We start from the raw sequence: 25725 nt of genomic DNA, 5'->3' as shown, positions 1-25725 counted from the left end.
CCCGACGCACGTCCCGCCGCACCGCGCGCCGCGTGGCCCGGCGACGCCGCTGAGAACCGTTCCCGCCCGCGGAGGCCGCTCCGCGGGCGGGCACACATACGAACCCGACCGAGCGGTCCCAATGGGCCGGAACCGCTCGGTCGGGTTCTTCTTCGCACTCTCTCGCTTTCCGGGGACTTCCGGGGACTTCCGGGGACTTCCGGGGACGCTGTCAGCTCAGTAGGACATGCCCTGCTCGACCGCGCGCTTGTTGTAGACGCACAGCGCCCAGATCACGAAGACGTCCATGGTGATCATGATCAGCGACCAGACCGGGTAGTACGGCAGGAACAGGAACTGGGTGACGGCGTTCAGCACCGCGAAGCCGATGCCGACGATCCGGGCCCAGAGCTGCCCGCTGAAGATGAAGAATCCGGCGACCACGGCGAGGGCGCCGAGGACCAGGTGGATCCAGCCCCAGACCGTCGCGTCGATCTGGTAGACGTAGTTCGGCGCGACGACGTAGAACTTGTCCTCCAGGATGGCCGCGAGCCCCTGGAAGGCCTGGAAGATTCCGATCATGACCATCATGATCCCGGCGAACAACGCGAAGCCGATGGCCCATTCGCTGACCGGCTTGTCCTCCACCGGCTCCTCGTGTCTCGCGGATACCTGCTCTGACATGGCACCTCCCATTGGGTACGGCAGGCCGCATATGCGGCAAGGGTCACCCGGAGCGAGCGAGCGCAACTCACCCGCGACGGATGAGATTTCCCGCGGATGCGGTCAGGACCTCATCCCCGCGTCCCGAGCCTCCTGCTTGCCGTACACGCAGAGCGCCCAGATCACGAACACGTCGATCACGATGATCAGGATCGACCACACCGGGTAGTAGGGGATGAAGAAGAAGTTGGCGATCGCGCTCAGCGCGGCCGCGCCGATCCCGACGACCCGCGCCCACATCTGGGCCGACAGCACGCCCCAGCCGGCCACGGCCAGCACGATGCCCAGGACCAGGTGGATCCAGCCCCAGACCGTCACGTCGACCTGGTAGACGTAGTTCGGCGCGACGACGTAGAACTCGTTCTCCAGGATGGCCGCGAGCCCCTCGATGGCCTGGAAGATCCCCACCATCATCATCATGACGGCGGCGAACAACGCGAATCCCATGACCCAGCCGCTGACCGGCTTGTCGGTATAAGACCTGTTTGCCATGGTGACACCTCCCTCAAGTCGCCGTCCCACCATCGCCCCGGCGCCCGCCCCCGGGGATCACCCATCGGGGGTGACATCCGGGAGACCGCGGAAAAGCCGCAGGTCGCCCGGGGAAACCGGGCGACCTGCGGACTGCCGTCGATCGGCCGCTCCTCGGCGGAGCGACCGGTGATCGGCCGCTCCTCGACGGGGCGACCGTCACACCTCCTCTGCCGCCTCCTCGCCGTGCAGGGCCTCCTGCAGCCGCCGCTCGGCGTCCTTGGACAGGGAGGACTTCAGCACGGTGCCGCCGTACTTGCTGAGCGCGGCCACGGCCTTGTCCGGGGTGACCTTCTCCACCACCAGGAACAGCGCCGAGGTGCCCGGCTGGAGCATGTCGCGCACCTGCTGCTGGAAGGCCTTGTCGATGCCCGACTTCTCCAGCTTGCCCATCAGCGCGCCCAGGCCGCCGCCCAGCGCCATGCCCAGGAACGGGACGAAGAACAACATGCCGAACAGCAGTCCCCAGAACATGCCCCAGGTCGCGCCGCCGGCCACCGCGTTGTGGTGGGTGCTGACGTGGAACTTGCCCTGCTGGTCACGCGTGATGACCGCGACCGCGTCGGGCTGGATGATGAGCTCGGCGGTCAGGTGCTGGACCTCGCGCTCCGCGTCGGCGGCGGTCGACTCGTCGGGATAGCCGATCGCTATCAGATCTGCCATGGTTCGCCCTCTCCCTCGTTCGTTGCCTCGCCCCAAGGAGATCGGTCCGCCGGGCCCGCCTCATCACCCTCGCCGGGTGAAGTGTCTGATTCCGGATTTGGGAAACTCATCACGCGCCCCCGGGCCGGCACCTTCCCCTGCGGGAACGGAGAACGGCACCGGCGCCATGGCAGGGGCCACGGAAAGGCGGGCACCATGGAACTGTTCCTCGAAGTGATCGCCGGCGCCGCCGTGATCTGGTGGCTGTGCCGTTGCGCCGTCCGTTCCCGGAGGGACCGTCGCGCCGGACCCCCCGTTTCCGGTTCCCACGACGCCGGTGTGTGGGTGAACCCGGGCAGGTGGGCCCAGATCGTGGCGGAGCTGGACCCGGAGGGCCGGGAGCAACGTCCCCGCCGGCCCGAATGACGTGGCCGTGCGCGAGCGGCTGCTGAGCCTGGCGCGCTGGAGCGGGCTCGCACTGACCCTGAGATGCCTCCAGCGGTTCCGTCACATCGACGGGCGCAACCGCAGCCTGGTCATCGCCGGGCAGACGTTCACCACCATCATCCCCCTGCTGATCCTCACGGCCAGCGTCACCGGCTCCGGCGGGAGCCACGCGGTCGGCGACGAACTGGTGACCCGCTTCCACCTCACCGGTGACAGCGCGGAGGCCATGCGCACGCTGTTCGCCCGCCCGCCGGTCGCCGCCCAGACCATGTCCGTGATCGGCCTCATCGTGCTGCTGGCGTCGCTGCTGAGCCTGACCCGGTCGCTCCAGCGGGTCTACGAGGAGGCGTGGGGCCTGCCGCCGCACGGCATCCCCGGCACGTTCAACGGCCTGGCCGGCGTGTCGCTGCTGGTGGCGCAGCTCATCGTCCTCACGTTGCTGACGTCGGCGCTGCACAGCGCGCCCGGGGGCTCGTTCATCGCCGCCTTCATCAGGATCCTGGCGGCGATACCGCTGTGGGGGGTGCTGCAGTACCTGCTCCTCAGCCGCCGGATACCGATCCGCAGGCTCGTCCCCGGCGCGATCGTGGCCGCCTGCGGGCAGCTGGTCGTGACGATGGCCTCGGCGTACTGGATGCCGCGGGTCATCGAGAACGACGCCGGGCGGTACGGCCTGATCGGTGTGACGTTCGCACTCATCTCCTGGCTGATCATCATCGGCCTGGGGATCGTCGCCGCCGCGGTGGTCGGCGCGGAGCTCGCGCCGGAGGACCCCGCCGCCGGAGTGCCGGCGGGTCCCGGGGCCCCCGAAGCGTCCGGCGCCTCCGGGGCTCCCGGGACCTCCGAGGCCCCCCGGGTCACTTAGCCGATCGGATCGCCGTGTAGCCGACCTTGGGAAGCATCGTCAGGATGACGAGTCCGACGCAGAGATTGGCCAGGCCGGTCGCGATCTGGGTCGACAGCGGCGCCTCCGCGGTGAAGGGCAGGATGGCGAAGGCGGCCGTGATCAACCCGATGATCGTGGAGAAGTACGCCAGCGGCCGCGGAGTGAGCGAGACCAGGATCTGCAGGATCAACGTGGCGATGAGCGCGCCCGTGCCCGCGGAGATCACGTAGAGCGCCGTCCCGGACGCGCCGGTCAGCCCCCTGCTCCGCGGGGCCAGCAACTCGACGTTGAGGATCCCCTCCGCGACGAGAACGCCGAGCCACGCCACCAGGCCGGCGACCACGGCCGTGGCCAGGCCTCCGCCCCAGAGCCTGCCCGTGTCGACGGCGGGCGGTTCCCCGGAGGACGGCGCGGGCGCGCGGGACGGGAGCGGCTGCTGATAGCTCCCGCCCTGCTGGTAGTCACCGCCCCCGCCCTGCTGATACTCCCCGCCCGGCGGGTGGTTCCCGCCCTGCTGGTAGTTCCCCCGGGGCTCGTAGCCGCCGGGGGGGTCGTACATCGATCCGGACATCGTCAGGACTCCTCACACGGTCGCGGTCACCGGTTGCCCGTCCGGAGCGGTCACGGCTGCGCGGCCGGGGCCGCCTCGGGACGTGCGGTCGCGGCCGGTTCGACCGCGAAGACGTTGCCGGCCCAGCCGTCGAGCGCGACGTACAGGCCGGGATCCCGCATCTCGATCCCGTCGCGTTCGTAGGTCGTACCGGTCAGCAGGTCGCGCAGGACCCAGCGCCGGTCGGGCAGTTCGGGCCAGGCCAGCGGCAGGCGGGCCTGCGCGGCCCGGTCCTGCAGGTTGACCACGACCAGGTGCCGCCCCTGCGGGCGGTACCAGCTCCAGGCCGCCATCCCCTCGCAGGACCGGTTGTCCGGCCAGCCGGTGCACTCGACCGGCTGCCAGTCGCCCTCGCGCATGCCGCTCGCGCCCACGGCCGCCAGCAGCCGCTCGTGGAAGGCCCGCAGCTCCGGCACGGGGGTCTCGTCCGGCCGCCGGGACAGGAAGACGGGCACCCTGACCCTGCGCCCCTCGAACTGGCCCTCGTGCCACAGGGTGGCCCCCGGCAGAGTGGCGATCATCATCGCGGCGGCCCGCTCCTTGGCCGGGTCGAACACGGCGGCGGCCCGGGGCTCGTCGTGGTTCTCCAGGAAGCGCACCAGCCCCCGCTGGTAGGCCAGGTCGGCGCGCAGGTGACCGCGCACGGACCCGGGACTCTCGTGCAGCAGCCGGTCGTACAGCCGCTTGTCGTAGCAGAAGTCGAAGCCCTGCTGCTGCAGGGCCCACTCCAGGTCCCAGTAGGCCTCGGCCACGAACAGCATCGACGGGTGGCGCTCCTTGACCCGGCCGATGACGAACGGCCAGAACTCCTCCGCCGGGGGCATGCCCGCCCGCTCACCCCAGGTCTTGGCGAACACCTCGGTGGTCAGCAGCATGGCCATGTCGCAGCGCACGCCGTCGCACTGCTCTCCGATCCGGGTCAGCGTCTCGGCGGTGGCGGCGCGCAGGCCGGGCGCGAAGGCGTTGAGCTGTGCCACGTCCGGCCAGGGCGGGAAGAACGGGTCCCGCCCGCGCGCGACGACCACGCCCTCCCGGGCGAGGAAGGCCGCCGGGTCCCGCTCCAGGTCGGCGGCGTCACCCCGGACGAAGTACTCGGGGTGGGCGCTCAGCCAGGGATGGTCGGGGGCCACGTGGTTGGGCACGTAGTCCAGCATCAGGCGCAGGCCCCGGCGGGCCAGCGCGTCCCTCGCCGCGGCCAGCCCCGCCGTCCCGCCCAGCCGGGGGTCGGCGGTGTAGTCGCGCACGCAGTACGGCGAGCCGGCGATGTCGCGGTCGGTGACGTCGGGCAGGGCGGCCCGGAAGGAGTCGCGCAACCCGGGCTGGGTCAGGGCGAGGTCGCGGCCGACCGAGCTGCGCTGCCACACGCCCATCAGCCAGACCGTGTCGACGCCCGGCAGAGCCAGCGCGTCCCACTCCTTCCCGGGCACGTCCTGCAGACCTATCGACCGGCCGTTGCGGTGCTCCAGCTCGCCCAGCCACACCCACGTGTTGACCTCGTAGATCACCGGCGCCGGCCGCCGTCCGCCCGTCATCGCTCCGTCTCCCTGCCCCGGCCCTTGGCGCGACCGGCGGTCCGGCCCCCGGTGCCGCCCTCCGCCGGACTCTCCGCCGGGCTCGCGGACTGCTCGGCGGCGCGTTCGGCGGCCCGCTCCGCGGTGCGTTCGGCGATGCGGTCCATCTCCCGGAAGTCGGCGGCGGAGAGGTTCTTGAACAGGGCCGTGAAGACCGCGACGGTCGCGGTCCACCCGGTCTGGTGGGCGGCGCCGAGCCCGGCGCCGTTGTCGCCGTGGAAGTACTCGTGGAACTCGATCAGGTCGCGCCAGTGCGGGCTCTCCTGGAAGATCCGCTGCCCGCCGTACACGGGTCGCCGGCCGTCCGCGCCGCGCAGGAAGATGCGGGTCAGCCGGTCGGAGATCTCCTCGGCCACCTGGTACAGGGTCATCCGGGTGCCCGACCCGGTCGGGCACTCGACGGTGAAGTCGTCGCCGTAGAACGCGTACAGGTTCAGCAGCGCCCGGATGATCAGCGCGTTCATCGGGAACCAGATCGGTCCCCGCCAGTTGGAGTTGCCGCCGAACATCCCGGTGTCGGACTCGGCCGGCAGGTACCGCACCTGGTAGGTGCGCCCGTTGACCGAGAACTCGTAGGGATGGTCGGCGTGGTGGCGCGAGACCGCGCGGATGCCGTACGGGCTCAGGAACTCCGACTCGTCGAGCATGAGCGACAGCACGCGGGTGAGCTTGCCCTGGTCCAGCAGGGACAGCAGCCGGCGCCCGCCGACCCCCCGCCTGTCCGCCGCGGATATGCCCTCGGCCAGCCAGGTGTGCCGCTGCGCGAAGTCGGTGATCTTGGTGACCAGGCGGGCGTTCTCCCCCTCGATGCGCGGCGGGAAGACGGTGGAGGCGCACAGCGGCAGCAGCCCCACCAGCGAGCGCACGTTCAGCCGCGTGGCCGTGCCGTCGGGCTTGCGCAGGACGTCGTAGAAGAAACCGTCCGCGTCGTCCCACATCTCGTCCTTGACGTCGCCGACGCGGTCGATCGAGGCGGAGATCCACAGGAAGTGCGCGATGAACTTGACCGCGAGGTCCTCGTAGATCGGGTTGCGCCCGGACAGCTCGATGGCCAGCTGCAGCATGTTCTGGGCGTAGAAGGCCATCCAGGCGGTGCCGTCGGCCTGGTCCAGCGACCCGCCGGTCGGCAGCGGGGCGCTGCGGTCGAACACGCCGATGTTGTCCAGGCCGAGGAAGCCGCCCTGGAAGACGTTGCGGCCGTCGGGGTCCTTGCGGTTGACCCACCAGGAGAAGTTCAGCAGCAGCTTCTGGAACACCCGCTCCAGGAAGTCCTGGTCGGCCTGGCCCCGCAGCTGGGCCTCCAGCAGGTAGATGAAGTGCGCCGCCCAGGCGTGCACCGGCGGGTTGACGTCGCTGAAGTTCCACTCGTAGGCCGGCATCTGCCCGTTGGGGTGCAGGTAGCGGTCACCGAGCAGCAGCTCGATCTGGTGCTTGGCCAGGTCGATGTCGACGACGGCCAGCGCGACCGCGTGGAAGGCCAGGTCCCAGGCGGCGAACCAGGGGTACTCCCACTTGTCCGGCATCACGATGATGTCGTGGGCGTCCATGCCGAACCAGCCGTGGTTGCGCATGTCGGAGACCGACCACGGATCCAGGCCGTGATCGCTGAGCCAGTTGTCCAGCTCGAAGCAGTAGAACTGCTTGCTCCACAGCAGCCCGGCCAGCGCCTGGCGCAGCACCAGCGCCTCGTCCGGAGTCGTGCCGGGCGGGGTCAGGGCGGCGTAGAAGGCGTCGGCCTCGGCCAGCCGCTCGCCCATCACCTGGTCGAAGCCGATTCCCAGCGGGTCGCCGGCCTGGTCGGCGGTGAGCCGGACCCGCACGCTCGCCTCGCCGCCGGCGGGCACGGTCAGGATGTGGTGGACCGCGGCCTTGGTGCCGCTCTGTTCGGGGTTCACCGCGGCGCTCTCGCCCTCGACGACGAAGCGGCCGATGCCGTCCTTGACGTACGGCGAGAGGTTCTCGGTGCCGAACAATCGCTCGTTGTCCGTCTGGTTCTCGGTGAACAGCAGCGCCGCCCCGTCCTGGCAGTGCAGGCGGTAGGCGCCCAGCTCCGGATGATCGGCCTGGATCACCCCGGGGCCGGTCGCGCGCAGCTGCGGTTTGGCCGTACCGCCGGGCCAGGACCAGGTGTTGCGGAACCACAGCGTCGGCAGCACGTGGACGGTGGCCTCCTGCGGGCCGCGGTTGGCCACGGTGACCTTCACCAGCACGTCCTCGGGGCCACCCTTGGCGTACTCGACGGACACGTCGAAGTAGCGGTCCTCGTCGAAGACGCCGGTGTCGAGCAGCTCGTACTCGAAGGCGTCGCGGCCGCGGGCGGCGTTGACGGCCACCAGGTCGTCGTAGGGGAAGGCGGCCTGCGGGTACTTGTACAGGAACTTCATGTACGAGTGCGTCGGGGTGTTGTCGACGTAGAAGAAGTAGTCCTTGACGTCCTCGCCGTGGTTGCCCTCGCCGTTGGTCAGGCCGAAGGGCCGCTCCTTGAGGATCGGGTCGCGGCCGTTCCACAGCGCCACCGACAGGCACAGGCGCTGCTGGTCGTCGCTGATGCCGCCCAGGCCGTCCTCGCCCCAGCGGTAGGCCCGCGAGCGGGCGTGGTCGTGCGGGAAGTAGTTCCAGGCGTCGCCGCCGTGACTGTAGTCCTCCCGGACCGTGCCCCACTGCCGCTCGCTCAGGTACGGACCCCATCGGCGCCAGGGCGCGTCCGGGGCGGCCGACTGGCTCAGCCGTTCCTGTTCAGTGCTCATCTCCGCAGCACCTCCACGATCGCCGCCGACGGTTGTGCGCAGCACGCGGCGCGACCCCGGCGGGCGCCGTCCTGGTGCCCGCCGGTGCCGCTCGCCCACAGCCGACCGTCGCACCGCGGGGCGGGCCCCCCATCACCCGGCGAGGGTGATGAGGCCGGTCCGGCGGACCGATCTCCTTGAACCGAACTCGTGCGGATCCGGGAGGCCGATGATGGGGATGCTTCGCAGAGGCGGAAAAGGAAGACCGTTGCGGAACGCGGTGGTGATCGCCGGTGCCGGTGCCGCCGCCTACAAGGCGATCAAGCGCCGCCAGGCCAGGAACGCCGTTCAGGGCGACGAGTACTACGACGAATACGACGAGGACGACCGGGAGCAGGTCGCCGCGCCGCGTGCCGTGCAGACGGTGCCCGCGCGGGCGGTGTCCGACCAGACCGCGTCCGCCGGCGGGACGGTGGGCGAGCTGGAACGGCTCAAGGTGCTGCTCGACCAGGGAGCCATCACGGAAGAGGAGTTCCGCGCGGCCAAGCAGCAGATACTGCGCGGTTAGCGCCTGACGGACACGGAGGTGCCACATGGCAGGCAGGTCGCACGCGGACGATCAGGTGAGTGGCTGGACCACGGGATCGATCCTGTTCACCGCCGTCCTGATGATGACGGTGGGGTTCTTCCAGGCGATCGAGGGAATCGCGGCCATCCTGGAGGACCAGTTCTACATTCCCGCGCCGAACTACATATATGCGATCGACGTGACCGCCTGGGGCTGGACCCATCTGGCCCTGGGCATCGTGGTGGGCATCGCGGGCTGGGGTGTGATGGCGGCCCAGCTCTGGGCCCGCGTCGTCGGCATCGTCGCGGCCGCGCTGAGCGCGATCGCCAACTTCTTCTTCATCCCCTACTACCCGATCTGGGCGCTGCTCATCATCGCCATCGACGTGTTCGTGATCTGGACACTGTGCGTGTACGGCAAGCAGGAGGCCCGGCAGGCGGGACTCCGCAGAGACTGACCACTACTACGCAGAGACCGGCGGCGTGACGAGCGGCGGGCCCCCGTGGAACGGGGGCCCGCCGTGTGTCATGCCGCTTTCACATGCCGCGCACGTCGACCATCCGATCGCGCCGCACAGCCATGCTCACCCAGTGGCTCAGGTCGAGCAGCACCCCGAGGGCGATCCAGAGCCACGCCCAGCCGGGCACTCCCAGCCCCGGCACGTAGAACAGCACGTACAGCAGCGTCGCGAAGGGGAAGAAGATGATGCCGAGAAGCGGCACGATCCAGCCGCCGAAGGCGGCGTCGACCAGGTTCGGCCGGGCCACCCACACGACGAACAACGCGAGCCTGGGGAAAAATCCAGCGAAGATCGCAAGCAGGCAGCCCATAGCCGTCTCCTTTCTCCGGAATCCTCGTAGCCGGGCCTCCCCCGCGAAGGAGGCCCGGGATCATACGCAACCTCCTCTCCCCGGCGCCCGGCTCACCCTTCCCGGGCGAAAGGGTGCCGGCGGTCGTCAGCTGCGCCGAATCTTCACCTCTCATCCCTCATGGGTGATTCACCGGCGCGTCACCGGCGCGATGCTCTCCCCATAGCGCGACCGGCCGTGGCGGCCGGGTCGCCGGCCCCGGGCCACCCGGCGTCCATCCGCCGGTGGAGGTGATCGTGTTGACCCTGTTCACATGCTTGCTGATCGTCGCCGTCATCACCGCTGTGATCATCGTGCTGCGCCGGCGCCGCCGGGCCCGGGCCGCCGCCTCCCAGGTCGCGGACGTGCGGCCCCCCGACCCCGCCGGATCCCACGATCGCGGGGTCGAGGTGGACGAGGAGGCCTGGGCGGAGATCGTCAGGTACCTGAAGAAGGAGGGGATCCGAGACGAGCCGGGGGACGGCCGGCCCGCCGGCGGACCGCGCTGACCGCAGCCGGCCGCAGGCTCTCACCCAGTTGCCTGCGGCGGGCCCAGGCCAGCTCGCGCTCCCCCAGCGCCTTGTCGATGTTCGCCAGCGTGCCGGGCCCGGCGGGCAGGTCGAAGGCGGCGTGGATGAACCGCGACAGGTCCGCCCGGTAGTCGTGGCCCAGGGCCTCCAGCCTGCCGGGGACGACCCGGTTGGCGTTCAGCAGGTCGACGAAGGTGATCACCGAGGTGACGAACGGCCGCCAGGTGGCCCCCCGCGGGATCCCGGGCCTGCGGGTGTCGGGCGGACCCAGCCACTCGGGCGCCTGGATCAGCAGCGGCAGCCCGAGCTTGGGGATCGGGTCCTCGTCATGTGTGAGCAGGACGATCCTGGTCCTCTCCCGCCGTTCCCGCGGGAGCGCGAGCCACTCGTCGTACGACGCGACCTCCACGATGCGACCTTCCGGGTCGCACTCCGCGGGGTCGTCCAGCCACGCGCGCCGCCAGGCGGAGGCGAAGGGCGTCCCGACGAACAGGGCGCGGTCGATCATCAGCAGGTCCATGCCCCTGGCGCCCTGCCGCAGGAAGACGTTCTGGGCGGCGTGACTGCCGAGGCTCTCGCCGAACAGCAGCAGCCGGGGGCGGCGCTCCGGCGGCATGGAGCGCAGCTTCCAGCTCATGGCGGTCAGGAAGGCGAGGTTGTCCTCCCAGGCCGTCTTGATCCTGTCCAGGGACAGGTAGGAGGGGCGTACGGAGTACTGGATCGCGGCCGAGGCGACGTCGCCGCCGGTGAGGTACTCCACCGTCTCGACGGCCATGTAGTTGACGTAGCCGGTGCCCGTCGGCGAGAAGTAGGCGATGACCCCGCGGTCGAAGGCGCCCAGGCGTTCGAGCTCCCGCATGGCCAGGTCGGCCCGCTCGGTCGCCGTGGCGGCCGAGGCGAGGCCGACGAACACCCGGATCGGGTCCTTCGTGCCGGTCGCCCCGGTGACCTCCTCGATCTCCCCGGCGGTCAGCGCCATGTTCACGTACCGGCGGCCCTCCCGCCCGAAGTCCGCCCAGTCGACCAGGCTGCCGGGCCCGCCGCTGACCCACCGCGACGAGGGCGGCGTGTCGTAGGCGGGCTCGATCACCGTGCCCGCCTCCTCCAGGCGGTGGTAGACGAGGCGGGCGCCGCGGTAGGCGGCGTACCCGACCAGGCTCCTGACGATCATGTTCCCGGCCGCCAGGCTGAACGGTGCGAGCGAGGGGGCCGCCCACCGGACGCCCCGGGCGGCGATCGAGGCCGCCGCCGACTCGGCCCGCGAGGCCGCCGTGATCGAGCCCGAGATGACGGCCCCCACCAGGATCGCGCGCCTGCCCAGCAGCTCGCCGTGCCCGTGCTCCCCGGAGGGGGCGTCCGCCTTCCCCTGCTCCTCCTGGCCGGCCACGGCCCGGCGCTGCCAGAAGTAGAGCCCGGCGCCCACTGCCGTGCCCGCCCCGAGCACGGTCCAGACGTTCACCCGGCCCACGGTGCGCTCCCCCGTCAGCCTGCGGACCAGCCCGTCGGCACCCGTGGTGAGCGCACCCGCGACCCCTCCGGTGATCAGCCGCCAGCCGGCCGCCCGGACGGCGGCGCGGGCCAGCGACTCCCCGGGGCGCTGGGCGAAGAGGCGCTGCACGACCGCCCCGGCGCCGGCGGCGCCGAGGTTGGCGGCGAAGGTCGCGGCACCCGCCCGGCGCCGCGATCCGGACAGGCGGCGGGCCACCGCCGTGATGCCCTCCTGGGCCGTCACCGTGAGCCCGTAGTTGGCCGCCGCGACGACGCCGGTGATCACCGCCTGGTCACGGGTCGTACGCGGCAGCAGACCGGGCTGGAAGGACGGGCCCACGCTGCCCACCGCCGCGAGCAGGCCCGCGGCCTCGGCGGTCTCGATGTCGGCCCTGACGACCCGCTTGAACACATCGGGCATGACGTTCCCCACTTCGTACCCCCCGCTTCCGGAGGCGAGACGGACGGGTGATCACGGGACGCGACGGCTCCGGGACGGATCCGGCCCGGCGGTCAGGACCGGTCCGGCGGTCAGGACCGGTCCGGGCGCACCCAGAGGCCGGGCTTGAGATCCTCGGCGCCGCCGTAGTCGCCGCCCGGGGTGACGACGGTGCCGGCCTTGCCGTCGAGGATCGCGACGGCGTCCTCCAGCGCTCCGATGGCGCCCAGGTCGCCGGTGACCTCGACGAACCGGCAGACCGCCTCCACCTTCGGCCCCATCGACCCGGCCGGGAAGTCCTCCCGCCGCAGCGCCGCCGGGGTGGCCCGGCTGATGGCCTCCGCGGCGGCGGTGCCGTACCCGCGCTGTACGGCGGACACGTCGGTGAGCAGCAGGAGCGCGTCGGCCTCCAGCGACTCGGCCAGCTTCGCCGTGGCGAGATCCTTGTCGATCACCGCCTCGACGCCCTGCAGCTTGCCCTCCTCGTTGCGGATGACCGGCACCCCGCCGCCGCCCGCGCACACCACGACCGCTCCCGTCGAGAGCAGCTGGCGGATCAGCCGCGTCTCGACGACGCGCTGCGGATACGGCGAGGGCACGACCCTGCGCCAGTAGTCGCCGTCGCGGGCCACGTTCCAGCCCCGGCTCGCGGCGAACTCCTGGGCCGTGCGCTCGTCGTAGACCGGGCCGACGAACTTGGTGGGCGCGGTGAAGGCCGGATCGGCCGCCGAGACGAGGGTCTGGTTGATCAGCGCCACCACCTGGCGGCCGGGCAGGGAGTTCTGCAGCGCCTGGAGCAGCCAGTAACCGATCATGCCCTGCGTCTGGGCGCCCAGGACGTCGAACGGGTAGGGCACGGTCAGGCTCGTGTCGGCCGCGCTCTCCAGGGCCAGCAGGCCGACCTGGGGGCCGTTGCCGTGGGTGAGGACGAGCTCGTGCCGCTCGGCCAGCGGAGCGAGCGCGTGCACGGCCCGCACCGCGTTGGCCTGCTGCACGGCCGCGTCGGGACGCTGGCCGCGTTCGAGCAGGGCGTTGCCGCCCAGGGCCACGACGATGCGCATGACGTCCCTCCCCTACGCGCCCATGGTCGCCAGCATGACGGCCTTGATGGTGTGCATCCTGTTCTCGGCCTGGTCGAAGACGATCGAGCGGGGGGACTCGAAGACCTCGTCGGTGACCTCCAGGGCCTCCATCCCGGTCTTCTCGAAGATCTCCTCGCCGACCTTGGTCCTGCGGTCGTGGAAGGCGGGCAGGCAGTGCATGAAGCGCACGTGCGGGTTGCCCGTGGCGTTGATCATTTCCGTGTTCACCTGGTAGGCGCGCAGCAGCTCGATGCGCTTGTCCCACACCTCCTTGGGCTCGCCCATCGAGACCCAGACGTCGGTGTAGATGAAGTCGACGCCGGACACCCCCTGCGCGACGTCCTCGGTGTGCGAGATGCGCGCGCCGGTCCCCTCGGCGATCTGCTGCGCCTGCTTGATCACGTCGTCGTGGTTCCACAGCGACCGCGGGGCGACCATCCGGACGTCCATCCCCATCATCGCCCCGGCCACGAGCAGGGAGTTGCCCATGTTGTTGCGCGCGTCCCCGCAGTAGGCGAACGTGATCTCCTGGTCGGGCCTGCTGCTGTGCTCGCGCATCGTGAGCATGTCGCAGAGCGTCTGCGTCGGGTGCCACTCGTCGGTCAGGCCGTTCCAGACGGGCACGCCGGCCAGCCGCCCCAGCGTCTCGACGTGCTCCTGCGTGAAGCCGCGGTACTCGATGCCGTCGAACATCCGCCCCAGCACCCGGGCGGTGTCCTCGACCGACTCCTTGTGCCCGAGCTGCGAGCCCCCGGGGTCGAGATAGGTGACGTGCGCCCCCTGGTCGTGGGCGGCGACCTCGAAGGCGCAGCGCGTGCGCGTGGAGGTCTTCTCGAAGATGATCGCGATGTTCTTGCCGGTGAGCCGGGGCCGTTCGAGTCCCGCGTACTTGGCCTGCTTCAAGCTCGCGGCCAGGTCCAGCAGGTACTTCCACTCAGCCGAGGTGAAGTCGAGCTCCTTGAGGAAGTTGCGCGCGTGCAGGTTGAAGGTCATGGCGGTTGCTCAGCTCCTAAACCGGGTCTCGTTCGATCGGGCACGACATGCATCGCGGCCCGCCGCGACCCCGCCCGAGCTCGCTTCCCTCGATCGTGATCACTTCGATGCCGTGTTTGCGCAGGTAGGTGTTCGTGGTGACGTTGCGCTCGTAGCCGACGATGACGCCGGGCTCGACGGCGAGGAAGTTGTTGCCGTCGTCCCACTGCTCGTGCTGGGCGGCCCGCAGGTCCTCGTCCGTGCGCAGCACCGTGACCCGGTCCACCCCCAGGGCCTCGGCGAGGGTCTCGAAGAAGTCGCCGTTGCGGACGATCTCCAGCCCGCCGGGGCGCTCCGGGTCCCGGGCCGGCAGCACCGTCCACGACCGCAGGTCCGGGTCGAGGTAGGGGTACATGACGAAGGTCGAGACGTCGATCATCGTCATGACCGTGTCGAGGTGCATCATCGCCCGCGAGTGCGGCAGCTCGACCGCGATGACCTTGCTCGCCCCCTTGCCCGCGAACAGCGCGCGCGCCAGGTTCTCGATGCCCATGGCCGTGCTGCGCTCGCCCAGCCCGATCAGCACGACGCCGTTGCCCAGGACGTGGATGTCGCCCCCCTCCAGGGTGGCGGGCTGATGCCCCACCCCGCCGGCGCCGTACCAGATGTGGAAGTCCCCGCCGGCGAACATCGGGTGGAACTCGTAGATCGCGGCGCTGTGCACCGACTCGCGCGCCCTGGCCGCCTTGGCCATCGGGTTGATGCTGACCCCGTTGTAGACCCAGGCCGAGTTGTCACGCTGGAACAGGTGGTTGGGCAGCGGCGTCAGCAGGAAGTCGTCGGCGTTCATGAGCTCCCAGCGCAGGCCGCTCACGTTGAACCTGCTCAGGTCCGCCTTGATGACACCGCCGATCAGCAGCTCGGACAGCCGCTCGCTCTCCACCTCCTGGGCGAGCCAGCGCAGCGGCTCGACGAGGGTGGGTCCCACCGTGTCGTCGGTCAGCACGCGGTCGAGCACCCAGTCCCGCGCGCTGGGGTTGTCGAGCACCTGGGCCAGCAGCTTGTCGAAGTAGTGCACCGTCACCCCGCGGTCGCGCAGCACCTGCGCGAAGGCGTCGTGCTCCTCACGGGCCCGCTTGCCCCACAGGACGTCGTCGAACAGCAGCTCGTCGACGTTGGCCGGGCTCAACCTGCTGAGTTCGAGCCCCGGCCGGTGCAGGATGACCTGGCGGAGCCGGCCGATCTCGGAATCCACGTGGAAGGGCATGACCTTTCGTCTCCTTCGAGGTCAGTGATAGGGGGGTACCGGGCCCGGGCTGGTCATCCGGTTGCGCATCCGGAGATAGACCGGGATTCCGAGCAGGAACGCGGCGGCGGCCATGAGGAAGGGACCCCAGACGAGGTACCAGGCCGTCTCCCCCGTGTTGCGCGAGTACCAGATGAACAACACGGAGAAGATCAGGGACAGCACCGCCACCGTCAGGTCACGGGCGAGTCTGGGCGTGTGGACGGGCCGGTTGTCCCGCCATCGCCACCGGATCTGCGCCAGCGCCGAGAAGCCGTACGGGATGGCCGCGGTGATCCCGGTCATCAGGACCAGCGTGTTGAACACCGTCGCACCGCTGGCCCCCATGAAGCTGATCACCATGGCGAGGGAGGCCAGGACGGTCGAGGCGATGATCCCGATCGCGGGCACGCCGCGGCCGGAGATCTTCCCGAAGCTCTCCGGGAAGAGCCCGTCGCGGGCCGCGGCCAGCGGCATCTCGGCGCAGATCATGGTCCACCCGTTCAGCGCCCCAAAGCCGGAGACGATGACCGCCAGCGCCACCAGGTCGCCGGCCCAGGTCCCGCCGCCCGCCATGGCGTTGGCCGCCACCGAGTACGAGGCCTTGTTCGCCTCCTCCCCCAGCACGGTGGAGGGCACGGTGCCGAAGACCGCGGTCAGGGAGAGCAGGTAGACGACGGCGCTGGCCAGCGTGCCGAACACCGTGGCGCGGGGGATGTTCCTCTCCGGGTCGCGCACCTTGGCCGCCGCCACCGCGGCCGTCTCCACGCCCAGATAGCTGAACAGGCAGATGGCCATGGCGCCCGCGATCGCCTGCAGGTTGCTCTGACCGCTGACGTTCCAGGGCTGGAAGTTGTCGGTGCTGACGAGGAAGAGGCCGACGGTCGACATGATCGCCAGAGGGATGAACTTGATGACCGTCGTCCATACCTGCACGGCCCCGATGTTCTTCACCCCGGAGAGGTTGACGGCCGCGGGCACCCACAGGCCGACCAGCGCGATCAGGATGGACCAGACGACCACGCCGTCCTTGTTGACGAAGTGCTCGACGTAGTAGACCCAGCCGGTGACGATCGCGGCGTTGCCCGCCCAGGCGGTGATCCAGTACGACCACGCGTTGGCGAACCCGACCCCGTTGCCGAAGGCGGCCCGCGCGTAGGCGTACGGCCCGCCGTCGGCGGGCAGCCGGCGCGACAGCGCCGCGAACATCAGCGCCAGGGCCAGCGCGCCGACCGTGGTCACCGCCATCGCGACGATGCTGATGGGACCGAAGGACGCCAGGGAGTAGGGCAGGTTGAAGATGCCGACCCCGATGATGCTCCCCAGGATCAGCGCCGTGGCCTGGGAGAGGCCGAAGGTGCCCGATGCCTTGGGGGTGGGGGTTCTGTCCGTCGTCTCGGCCTCTGCCATGGTCCTGCCCTCCGATGCGCCGTGCCGGCGAACCTCCGCCGCATGAACCATTTCCGCGCGGCGGGCCCGCGACCTCACCCCGGCCGGGTGAGAACCGGCCGTGCCGCCGAATGCGTCCCGTCAGTGCGTCAGGCCGTCAGTGCGTCAGGCCGTCAGTGCGTCAGGGCCACCTTGAGCACGACGATCATCATCCCGATGAACAGGTTGCCCACCGCGAAGGCGACGACGAGGTTCCGCCCGATGCCGGCCCTGACGCCGGCGACGGTGGCCCAGACCACCTGGCCGGCCAGCGCCGTCACCAGCGTGATCCATCCGGTCGTCGTGCTGGAGGCGCCGAGCGCCCAGCACAGCACGGCCACCAGCGCGGGCGGGAGCGCGGCCTCGGCCAGCGGGCGCTCGGCCCTGGCCACCCGGCGCGTGTGGGCCCAGGTCAGCCGCTCGCCGTACCGGCGCTCGCCCACCAGCCTGGCGTAGACGTGCGCGAACCAGAAGACGAGCCCGGTGGCCACGATCAGCACACCGACGGCCACTCCCGGCGTGTCGTTCTTGCCCGGACTGGCCCCGACGACGACCGAGGCGGCGAGCAGCGAGCCGTACACGGCCCCCGTGTAGTCCGCCTGCTCCCGCCCGCTCTGGACCTCGTGCACGACAAGCCGCCCCTCCCAGACACCGCCGCCCGCCGGGCTCGCCGGGCCGAGCCTTCCCACCGGGCACTCTCACCGTCCCGGCGAACGGGAGGGCTCACCCCTGCCGGGTGACGCCCGGGTGAGATTCCGGACAGCACACTCGCGCCCAGTGGTGATGGGAGGAACCGATGACACCGTCCGCAACGGGTCAGGGGCTGGACGTTCCGGCCCCGGCCGACTTCTCCGCAGTTCCGGTTCCCGAGGCGCTGAAGGCCATGAACGTCGAACCGGCCCAGGGTCTCAGCGCCGGCGAGGTCGGCGCGCGCACGCAGCGGTACGGTCCCAACAAGTTCGCCGAGGCCAAGCAGGAGCCGGCCTGGCGCGCCTTCCTGCGCCAGTACGCCGATCCCATGCAGATCGTCCTGCTGGTCGCCGGCCTCATCAGCCTCTACCCGCTCAAGCAGTACGGCACGGCCATCGTCCTGATCGCCCTGACCCTGCTGAACGCCTTCCTCGGCCTGCGCCAGGAGGGCAAGGCGGCGGCGGCCGTCTCCGCCCTGCAGAAGATGATGATCGTCAAGGCGAAGGTCCGGCGGGACGGCGCCCTGTCGGAGATCCCCGCCGAGCAGCTCGTCCCGGGGGACATCGTGTCCGTCGAGGCCGGTGACCTCGTCCCGGCGGACGGGCGCATCATCCGGGGCGCGACCCTGGAGATCGACGAGTCCGCGCTGACCGGGGAGAGCACGCCCGTCCCCAAGGACGCGAACGCGCTGCTGCCCGCCGGGGCCGACCTCGGCGACCGGATCACCATGGCGTTCATGAACACCAACGTCACCAGGGGCTCCGGCGAGCTCGTGGTGACCGCCACCGGCATGGCCACCGAGGTGGGGCACATCTCCGGCATGCTGCAGGCCCAGGAGGAGACCGAGACCCCGCTGACCCGGCAGCTGGCCAAGCTGACCAACCAGATCCTGGTGATCGCGGGGTTCGCGCTCGTGCTGTCCATGGCGCTGAACCTGCTGCGCGGCAACACCTTCGCCCAGGTCTTCACCGCCTCGGTGGCCTTCGCCGTCTCGGCGATCCCCACAGGCCTGCCCGCCGTGGTGACGACCATCCTGTCGATGGGCACGCAGCTGCTGGCCAGGGCCAACGCCATCGTCAAGCGGCTGCGCTCCACCGAGACCCTCGGCTGCACCTCCGCGATCAACTCGGACAAGACCGGGACCCTGACGCTGAACCAGATGACCGCGGTCGAGATGACGCTGCCCGGCCGCAGGTACACGATCTCGGGCTCGGGCTACTCGACCGAGGGCACGATCAAGCGGGTCGCCGGCCAGCCCGACGTCCCGCTTGAGCAGTTCCTGCTGCCGATGGCCCTGGCCGCCGACGCCGAGGTCGAGGACGGCGCCCTCGTCGGCGACCCCACGGAGGGCGCGCTGGTCGTGCTGGCCGAGAAGGGCGGCCTGGACTCGCGGGCCACCCGCCAGCAGTATCCGCGCGTCGCCGAGGTGCCCTTCGACGCGGCCTACAAGCTCATGGCGACCTTCCACCGGATGCCCGACGAGCGCGGCGTCGAGGTGATCCGCTGCCTGGTGAAGGGCGCACCGGACCAGTTGCTCGCCAGGGCGGACGCGGTCCTCGACCCGGCCCTGGGCCCCATCCCCGCCGGGGACGACTTCCGGGCGCGGTACCTGGCCGAGAACCAGCGGCTGGCCGAGCAGGGCCTGCGGGTGATGGCCACCGCCCGCAGGGACTTCGACCCCGCCGGCTTCGACCCGCACGCGGACCTGCTCCCCCTGGTCGACGGCCTGACCCTGCTGACGCTCGTCGGCATCGTCGACCCTCCCCGGCCGCAGGCCAAGGCCGCGATCGCCAGGGCCCGCGAGGCCGGCATCGAGGTCCGCATGATCACCGGCGACCACGCGGTGACCGCGGAGGCCATCGCGAACAAGCTCGGCATCCCCGGGCGCGCGATCACGGGCGCCGCCTTCGCCGACATGGACGACGAGACCGCCCTGCGCGAGATCGACGGCATCGGCGTCATCGCCCGGGTCGCCCCCGAGCACAAGGTCCGCCTCGTCGACATCCTGCGCAAGAAGGGGCACGTCGTGGCGATGACCGGTGACGGGGTGAACGACGCCCCGGCGCTCAAGCGGGCCGACATCGGCATCGCGATGGGCATCACCGGCACCGAGGTCTCCAAGGAGGCCGCGACCATGATCCTCACCGACGACGACTTCTCCACGATCGTCAGAGCGGTCGAGATGGGCCGCGGCCTGTACGACAACCTGAAGAAGTACATCAAGTTCCAGATCGGGACGCTGATCGGCTTCATCGTCACCTTCCTCGGCGCCAGCATCTTCAACGTCGTCAGCGGTGTGCCGTTCCTCCCCCTGCAGACGCTCTGGATCAACTTCACCGTGCAGGTCTCCCAGGCCATCGGCCTCGGCTACGGGGCGCCGGCGGAGGGTCTCATGCGGCGCCGGCCGCGCCGGGCCGACGAGCAGATCCTCGACCGCCGCCTGTTCACCTGGCTGGGCATCGCCGGGTTCGTGCTGGGCGTCTGCACGCTCGGCGTCATCTGGTGGGCCGACCGGTCCTACGACGACCAGCTCGCCAGGACGATGGGCGTGACCACGTTCTCGCTGTTCAACGTCTTCTTCTCGATGACCGTGAAGGAGGAGACCAAGTCGATCTTCAGCCGCGGTGACAAGCCCGACCGGCCCTTCCTCATCGCCTGCGGCGTGTCGGCGGCGGCGATCGTCCTGGCCGGCGGGTTCGACTTCTTCCACCGGCTGCTGGGGACGGTGGACATGAGCCTGACCCAGTGGATCATCTGCATCGTGGTGGCCGCCGTCATCATCCCGGTCTCCGAGGTGTACAAGGCCGTACTGCGGCGGCGTGAGCACACCGCGCCCACGCCCGGGACGGCGGTGAGCGCGTCGTGAGTCACGCGAACGGCACGGCGGCCGCCGCGCGGTCGATGGTCCTGCCGCTGGCGCTGGCGCAGTTCATCGCCAGCTACGCCGCGACGAACATGAACGTCGCCATCACCGCCATCGCCGACGACATCGGCACGACGGTGACCGGCATCCAGACGACGATCACGCTGTTCACCCTGACGATGGCCTCCCTGATGATCGTCGGCAGCAAGATGACCGGCATCCTGGGACGCAAGGCCTGCTTCAGGATCGGGCTGCTGGTGTACGGGGCGGGCGCCGTCCTGGCCGCGGTCTCCCAGGGGCTGGGACTGATGATCGTCGGGTACTCGCTGCTCGAGGGCATCGGGTCGGCCCTGATGATCCCGCCCATCTACATCCTGATCACCGTGGCCTTCGATGACGTCACCTCCCGCGCCAAGTACTTCGGAGTCGTCAGCGGGGCCGCGGGCCTGGGCGCGGCGGCCGGCCCGCTCATCGGCGGCCTCATCACGAGCACGATCAGCTGGCGCGCCTCCTTCATCGCACAGGCCCTGGTCGTCGCCTGGATCATCTTCCTCTCCCGGAAGATCGTCGATCCCCAGCCGGTGGAGAGGGGGGCCAGGCCGGGCTTCGACCTGACCGGCGCGATCCTCTCGGCGGCCGGGCTGTTCTTCGTGGTGTTCGGCATCCTGCTGTCGGGGACCTACGGCTGGGGCTCCGCCAAGGAGGACTTCGCGATCGGCGGCACCGTACTGATCCCGAAGGGCGGGATCTCCCCGGTGTGGCCGGCCCTCGCCGTCGGCGCGCTGATCCTGCTCTGGTTCTTCCTGCACATCAGGTCGCGGGAGAGGGCGGGCGGGGAACCCCTGATGTCCCCGGGCCTGTTCCGCAGCCGGACCTCCAACCTCGGGCTGGTGACGCAGAACATCCAGTGGCTCACCATGCAGGGGTCGTTCTTCGTCATCTCCGTCTTCCTGCAGCAGGTCTGGGGCTACAACGCCATCCAGACCGGTCTGATGCTCACTCCCGCCACCCTCGGCGTCCTGGCGGCCTCGGCCGCCGCCGAGAGGTTCGCGCGCAGGCACTCGCAGCAGTGGCTGATCAGGGTGGGGTTCGTGTTCATGTCCACCGGCATGGTGCTCCTGCTGCTGCTGGCGCGGGACGGCGGTTCGATCATCGGCTTCGTCCCCGGGCTGCTGCTGATGGGGGTGGGGATCGGGACCATGCTGACCTCCTCGGTGAACGTCGTCCAGTCGGCCTTCCCCGAGGAGGAGCAGGAGGACATCTCCGGCCTGTCGCGGAGCGTGTCGAACCTGGGATCGTCGCTGGGCGTCGCGCTCGCCGGCTCCGTCATCGCGGCGGTCGAGTATCCGGGCGGGCGGCCGTTCGCGACCGCCCTGATCATCCTCGTGGTGATCACGCTCATCGGTCTCGTCGCGGCACTGTTCCTGCCCGGTCAGCAGAGGCAGGAGACCGCGCGGGAAGCACCCTCGGAACCGCCGGCCCGTTGAAGCCCCCGGTGTGGTCCGCGGCGCCCGGCACGGTGCCGTGGTCGAGCTGGTGGTCGAGGTTCACGGCCGCGGTGATGAGGGCCAGGTGGCTGAAGGCCTGCGGGAAGTTGCCCAGCTGCTCCCCGGTGGGCCCGATCTCCTCGGAGTACAGGCCGATGTGGTTGCTGTAGGTCAGCATCTTCTCGAACGTCAGGCGCGCCTCGTCGAGCCGGCCGGAGCGGGCCAGGGCGTCGACGTACCAGAACGTGCACATCGAGAACGTGCCCTCCGAGCCGCGCAGCCCGTCGGGCGAGGCCATCGGGTCGTAGCGGTAGACGAGGCTGTCGGAGACCAGCACCTCGTCCATGGCGCGCAGGGTGGACTGCCACATCGGGTCGCCGGGGGCGATGAAGCCCACCAGGGGCATGTACAGGATCGAGGCGTCGAGCACGTCACCGTCGTAGTACTGCACGAACGCCGACATCTTCGCGTTCCAGCCCCGGTCCATGACCTGCTGGTAGATCTCGTCCCGCGCGCTGGTCCAGCGGGCCAGGTCGGCGGGCCGGGCGCGGGTCCGCGCGATGCGGATGGCGCGGTCGAGGGCGACCCACGACATGAACCGGCCGTAGACGAAGTCCTGGTGCCCGCCGCGGGTCTCCCACAGCCCGGCGTCGCGCTGGTCCCAGTGCTTGCAGAGCCAGTCGACGGTGTCGCGCAGGTGACGCCAGCCGTTGTGGCCGATCGGGATCCCGTGCAGGTCGGCGAGGTAGATCGAGTCCAGCGCCTCGCCGTAGATGTCGAGCTGGAGCTGGGTGGCGGCGCCGTTGCCGACGCGCACCGGCCGTGACCCGCGGTAGCCCTCCAGGTGGCCGAGCGTCTCCTCGCTCAGGTCGGACGCGCCGTCGATCCGGTACATGATCTGCAGCGGTGACGACCGCTCGCTCCCCTCCTGGATCCGCTGTCCCAGCCACCGCAGGTAGGCGTCCGCCTCGTGGTCGAAGCCGAGCCCGAGCAGCGCGTAGACGGAGAAGGACGCGTCGCGCACCCAGGTGAAGCGGTAGTCCCAGTTGCGCTCGCCCCCCACCTGCTCGGGCAGGCCCGCCGTGGCGGCCGCGATCAGCGCGCCGGTGGGGGCGTACGTCATGAGCTTGAGCGTCATGGCCGCCCGCTCCACCATGTCGCGCCAGCGCCCGCGGTAACGGGACTGCCGCAGCCACCCGCGCCAGAAGTCGCGGGTGTCCTCGAGCATCGCCAGCACCGCGTCCCGCGACCACCGCTCCGGCGGGCCGGAGGGGGAGGTCTCGAAGATCAGCGCACCGCTCTCCCCGGCCGCGCCGGAGATGACGGCGCGGACGCCGCCCCGCCCGTGGCTCCGCATCTCGGCCTCGGCCTCCCGCCCCGGTATGCGGACGAAGGAGAGGTTGGCGGCGAACCCGTCGCCGCGGAACGCCACCCCGTCGTCTGTCGTCTCCGTACGGTGGTCCCCACGCGCGTAGTCGAAGGCGGGCACGCACTCGACGACGAAGCGCATCTGCCCGCGGACCACCCGGACCACCCGGACCAGGAGGTGGCGGTCGGTCGCCGTGTCGCCGGCGATCGGCATGAAGTCGATCACCTCTCCGACCCCCTCCGGGGTCATGAAGCGCGTGATGAGGACGGCGGTGCCGGGCAGGTAGAGCTGCCGCGTGACGTAGTCCTTGACATCCGGAGTGATACGGAAATATCCGCCTTTGCCGTGATCGAGCAGGGACGCGAACACGCTCGGCGAGTCGAAGCGGGGGCTGCAGAACCAGTCGACGGTCCCGTCGGAGGCCACCAGCGCCGCCGTCTGCAGGTCACCGACGATCCCATGGTCCTCGATGGCCGGGTACGCACCGCTCATCTCCGCTACCTCCGTCACTCTGCGCACCGTACGGGCGATGGCAGTATCAGGACCTCCGCCCGGCGCCGGGATCACCCGCGAGGTGTGAGGGAGCGGCCCCGAGGAGTGCCAGGTTCCGTCAGTACCGGCCCGGGACAAGCGAACAATATTCTGGTATTGCTGGGTGATGGACGCCGGCACCCGCATCGACGGAACCGACAGAATCGACAAAGAGGCCCTGCGCCGCAAGTACCGGCAGGAGCGCGACAAGCGGCTCCGCCCCGACGGGAACGACCAGTACATCCGGCTGACCGGCCGGTTCGCGCACTACCTCGACGACCCCTACACCCCGGTGACCCCGCGTGAGCCGAAGACCGACCACGTCACGTTCGCGTTCATCGGCGGCGGCTTCGCCGGCCTCGTCACCGGCGCGCGGCTGAAGGAGGCCGGGGTCGACGACGTCCGCATCATCGACAAGGGCGGCGACTTCGGCGGCACCTGGTACTGGAACCGCTATCCGGGAGCGCAGTGCGACACCGCGTCGTTCGTGTACATGCCGCTCCTGGAGGAGACCGGCCACATGCCGACGGAGAAGTACGCGCACGCGCCCGAGATCCTCGAGCACTGCCGGCGCATCGGCAAGCACTACGACCTGTACGGCGACGCGCTCTTCCACACCGAGGTCCGGGACCTCGAATGGGACCCGGCGCGGTCGTGCTGGATCATCCGCACCAACCGGGGCGACGAGTTCACCGCGAGCTTCGTCGGCATGGGCGTCGGCCCGCTGCACGTGCCGAAGCTGCCGGGCATCCCGGGGATCGAGTCGTTCGGGGGACACTGCTTCCACACCAGCCGGTGGGACTACGACTACACCGGCGGCGACCCCTCGGGGGCGCCGATGGACCGGCTCGCCGGCAGGCGGGTGGCCGTCATCGGCACCGGGGCGACGGCCGTACAGTGCGTGCCCCATCTGGCGCGGGCGTGCGGGGAGCTGTACGTCTTCCAGCGCACGCCGTCCTCGGTCGACGTGCGCGACAACCGGCCGACCGACCCCGAGTGGTTCGCCGGGATCGCGACACCGGGCTGGCAGGAGCGCTGGCTGGAGAACTTCACGGCCAACCAGACGGGCGCCATGCCCGAGGAGGACCTGGTGATGGACGGCTGGACCGACATCGCCCGGCGGGTCCGCTCCAGGATCATGGCGCTGCCGCCCGAGGACTTCGTCCCGGAGAAGATGCTGGAGGCCTTCGAGGACGCCGACTTCGAGAAGATGGAGGAGATCCGCGCGCGCGTCGACGCGATCGTCGAGGACCCCGAGACCGCCCGGAACCTCAAGGCCTGGTATCGCCAGCTGTGCAAGCGCCCGTGCTTCCACGACGAGTACCTGCAGTCCTTCAACCTCCCGGGCACGCATCTGGTCGACACCGGCGGCAAGGGCGTGGAACGCATCACCGAGCGCGGGGTCGTCGCCGCAGGCCGGGAGTACGAGGTCGACTGCATCGTCTACGCCTCCGGCTTCGAGGTCGGCACCGAGTTCACCCGGCGGGCCGGCTACGACATGACCGGCCGCGACGGCCTCAGGCTCTCCGCGCACTGGGCCGAGGGCATGCGCACCCTGCACGGCGTCCACGTGCACGGCTTCCCGAACGCCTTCCTGGTGCAGCCGACACAGGGCGCGAACCTCATCTCCAACATCCCGCACAACCTCACCGAGGCGGGCAGGACGATCGCGGTGATCGTCGAGCACGCCCTGCGCAACGGCTTCCACGAGGTCGAGACCACCGAGCAGGCCGAGAACGCCTGGGTCGACCTACTGCTGTCGGGCCGGGGGATGATGCTGGGCTCACCGGACTGCACGCCGGGTTACTACAACAACGAGGGCCGCGACCCCGGACCGCGCGGCCGGCTCAACGTCGGCCACCCGCAGGGGGCGCTGGCCTTCTTCCGGCACATCGACCGATGGCGCAGCTCGGGCGCCTTCGAGGGCCTCGGCTTCCGCTGACACCCGTGGCGGGTCCCTGCGGTGGGCTCCTGTCCCGGACCGTCCGGGAAGAACACGTGTGCCCTTTCGGACGGGTGAGGCCTGGGAC

The 25725-nt window shown here is 70.6% G+C and carries 21 protein-coding genes; 7 read left to right on the top strand and 14 right to left on the bottom strand.

Annotated features, from left to right (window positions below; genetic code table 11):
- Positions 1 to 216 precede the first annotated feature (216 nt).
- The 3 genes from Pta02_RS01970 to Pta02_RS01960 form a co-directional block, all read right to left on the bottom strand.
- Entirely contained in the window at positions 217 to 663 is a 447-nt protein-coding gene (locus Pta02_RS01970) for a DUF7144 family membrane protein (protein WP_203872890.1), read from the bottom strand.
- Positions 664 to 765: 102 nt separating this feature from the next.
- Positions 766 to 1194, bottom strand: coding sequence for a DUF7144 family membrane protein (locus Pta02_RS01965; RefSeq protein WP_203872889.1), 429 nt, complete (start codon positions 1192 to 1194; stop codon positions 766 to 768).
- A 198-nt stretch (positions 1195 to 1392) separates the two neighbouring features.
- Positions 1393 to 1896, bottom strand: coding sequence for a DUF1269 domain-containing protein (locus Pta02_RS01960; RefSeq protein ID WP_203872888.1), 504 nt, complete (start codon positions 1894 to 1896; stop codon positions 1393 to 1395).
- Between the two features lie 412 nt (positions 1897 to 2308).
- Between Pta02_RS01960 and Pta02_RS01955 the strand changes: the two genes are divergently transcribed.
- On the top strand, positions 2309 to 3187 hold the full coding sequence (locus tag Pta02_RS01955; RefSeq protein WP_203872887.1) for a YhjD/YihY/BrkB family envelope integrity protein: 879 nt from the start codon (positions 2309 to 2311) through the stop codon (positions 3185 to 3187).
- Here Pta02_RS01955 and Pta02_RS01950 read toward each other — a convergent pair.
- The 3 genes from Pta02_RS01950 to Pta02_RS01940 are packed head-to-tail and all read right to left on the bottom strand — an operon-like array spanning position 3180 to position 8136.
- A complete protein-coding gene (locus Pta02_RS01950) occupies positions 3180 to 3779 on the bottom strand; it encodes a DUF6069 family protein (RefSeq protein WP_203872886.1) in 600 nt (199 codons plus the stop codon). The genes Pta02_RS01955 and Pta02_RS01950 overlap by 8 nt on opposite strands.
- 50 nt (positions 3780 to 3829) lie before the next feature.
- The gene (locus Pta02_RS01945; protein WP_203872885.1) at positions 3830 to 5350 is read right to left on the bottom strand and encodes an alpha-amylase family protein; all 1521 of its coding nucleotides are present in this window, start codon (positions 5348 to 5350) and stop codon (positions 3830 to 3832) included.
- Complete coding sequence (locus Pta02_RS01940; protein ID WP_203872884.1) at positions 5347 to 8136, bottom strand: MGH1-like glycoside hydrolase domain-containing protein; 2790 nt, start codon at positions 8134 to 8136, stop codon at positions 5347 to 5349. The genes Pta02_RS01945 and Pta02_RS01940 overlap by 4 nt, the downstream gene beginning before the upstream one ends.
- A 247-nt stretch (positions 8137 to 8383) precedes the next feature.
- Here Pta02_RS01940 and Pta02_RS01935 point away from each other — a divergent pair, with 247 nt between their 5' ends.
- Both Pta02_RS01935 and Pta02_RS01930 read left to right on the top strand, forming a co-directional pair.
- Positions 8384 to 8683, top strand: a complete 300-nt coding sequence (locus Pta02_RS01935) for an SHOCT domain-containing protein (RefSeq protein ID WP_203872883.1) — start codon at positions 8384 to 8386, stop codon at positions 8681 to 8683.
- Between the two features lie 55 nt (positions 8684 to 8738).
- Positions 8739 to 9140, top strand: coding sequence for a DUF7144 family membrane protein (locus Pta02_RS01930; RefSeq protein ID WP_203872882.1), 402 nt, complete (start codon positions 8739 to 8741; stop codon positions 9138 to 9140).
- A gap of 79 nt (positions 9141 to 9219) precedes the next feature.
- Here Pta02_RS01930 and Pta02_RS01925 read toward each other — a convergent pair whose 3' ends face one another.
- Positions 9220 to 9513 (bottom strand): hypothetical protein, encoded by a 294-nt coding sequence (locus Pta02_RS01925; RefSeq protein ID WP_203872881.1) that lies wholly within the window; start codon positions 9511 to 9513, stop codon positions 9220 to 9222.
- 278 nt (positions 9514 to 9791) lie between these two features.
- Between Pta02_RS01925 and Pta02_RS01920 the strand changes: the two genes are divergently transcribed.
- Positions 9792 to 10040: a hypothetical protein gene (locus tag Pta02_RS01920; RefSeq protein WP_203872880.1), complete on the top strand. Its 249-nt coding sequence runs from the start codon at positions 9792 to 9794 to the stop codon at positions 10038 to 10040.
- Here Pta02_RS01920 and Pta02_RS01915 read toward each other — a convergent pair.
- The 6 genes from Pta02_RS01915 to Pta02_RS01890 form a co-directional block, all read right to left on the bottom strand.
- Positions 9970 to 11970 carry an alpha/beta-hydrolase family protein gene (locus Pta02_RS01915; RefSeq protein WP_203872879.1) on the bottom strand — a complete coding sequence of 667 codons (2001 nt, stop codon included), beginning with the start codon at positions 11968 to 11970 and terminating at the stop codon, positions 9970 to 9972. The genes Pta02_RS01920 and Pta02_RS01915 overlap by 71 nt on opposite strands.
- A gap of 110 nt (positions 11971 to 12080) precedes the next feature.
- Positions 12081 to 13049 (bottom strand): carbamate kinase, encoded by a 969-nt coding sequence (locus Pta02_RS01910; RefSeq protein ID WP_203872878.1) that lies wholly within the window; start codon positions 13047 to 13049, stop codon positions 12081 to 12083.
- 12 nt (positions 13050 to 13061) lie between these two features.
- Positions 13062 to 14063, bottom strand: coding sequence for an ornithine carbamoyltransferase (argF, locus tag Pta02_RS01905; protein WP_203872877.1), 1002 nt, complete (start codon positions 14061 to 14063; stop codon positions 13062 to 13064).
- Positions 14064 to 14079: 16 nt separating this feature from the next.
- Positions 14080 to 15309 carry an arginine deiminase gene (locus Pta02_RS01900; RefSeq protein ID WP_203872876.1) on the bottom strand — a complete coding sequence of 410 codons (1230 nt, stop codon included), beginning with the start codon at positions 15307 to 15309 and terminating at the stop codon, positions 14080 to 14082.
- A gap of 21 nt (positions 15310 to 15330) precedes the next feature.
- Positions 15331 to 16737 carry an amino acid permease gene (locus Pta02_RS01895; protein WP_203872875.1) on the bottom strand — a complete coding sequence of 469 codons (1407 nt, stop codon included), beginning with the start codon at positions 16735 to 16737 and terminating at the stop codon, positions 15331 to 15333.
- A 152-nt stretch (positions 16738 to 16889) separates the two neighbouring features.
- On the bottom strand, positions 16890 to 17384 hold the full coding sequence (locus Pta02_RS01890; RefSeq protein WP_203872874.1) for a hypothetical protein: 495 nt from the start codon (positions 17382 to 17384) through the stop codon (positions 16890 to 16892).
- A 167-nt stretch (positions 17385 to 17551) separates the two neighbouring features.
- Here Pta02_RS01890 and Pta02_RS01885 point away from each other — a divergent pair, with 167 nt between their 5' ends.
- Positions 17552 to 20311: a cation-translocating P-type ATPase gene (locus Pta02_RS01885; RefSeq protein WP_203872873.1), complete on the top strand. Its 2760-nt coding sequence runs from the start codon at positions 17552 to 17554 to the stop codon at positions 20309 to 20311.
- Positions 20308 to 21795 carry an MFS transporter gene (locus Pta02_RS01880; RefSeq protein ID WP_203872872.1) on the top strand — a complete coding sequence of 496 codons (1488 nt, stop codon included), beginning with the start codon at positions 20308 to 20310 and terminating at the stop codon, positions 21793 to 21795. Before Pta02_RS01885 ends, Pta02_RS01880 begins: the two co-directional genes overlap by 4 nt.
- Here the strand turns inward: Pta02_RS01880 and Pta02_RS01875 are convergent.
- Positions 21707 to 23674 (bottom strand): glycoside hydrolase family 15 protein, encoded by a 1968-nt coding sequence (locus tag Pta02_RS01875; RefSeq protein WP_239129327.1) that lies wholly within the window; start codon positions 23672 to 23674, stop codon positions 21707 to 21709. The two genes, Pta02_RS01880 and Pta02_RS01875, sit on opposite strands and share 89 nt — an antisense overlap.
- Positions 23675 to 23822: 148 nt before the next feature.
- Here Pta02_RS01875 and Pta02_RS01870 point away from each other — a divergent pair, with 148 nt between their 5' ends.
- Entirely contained in the window at positions 23823 to 25637 is a 1815-nt protein-coding gene (locus Pta02_RS01870) for a flavin-containing monooxygenase (RefSeq protein WP_203872871.1), read from the top strand.
- Positions 25638 to 25725 lie beyond the last annotated feature (88 nt).

Origin of the sequence: Paraplanobispora takensis, assembly GCF_016863195.1 — a bacterium.
Classification (GTDB): domain Bacteria; phylum Actinomycetota; class Actinomycetes; order Streptosporangiales; family Streptosporangiaceae; genus Planobispora; species Planobispora takensis.
Note: the sequence above shows the minus strand (reverse complement) of the source record. Positions and strands in the feature narration are given on the sequence as shown.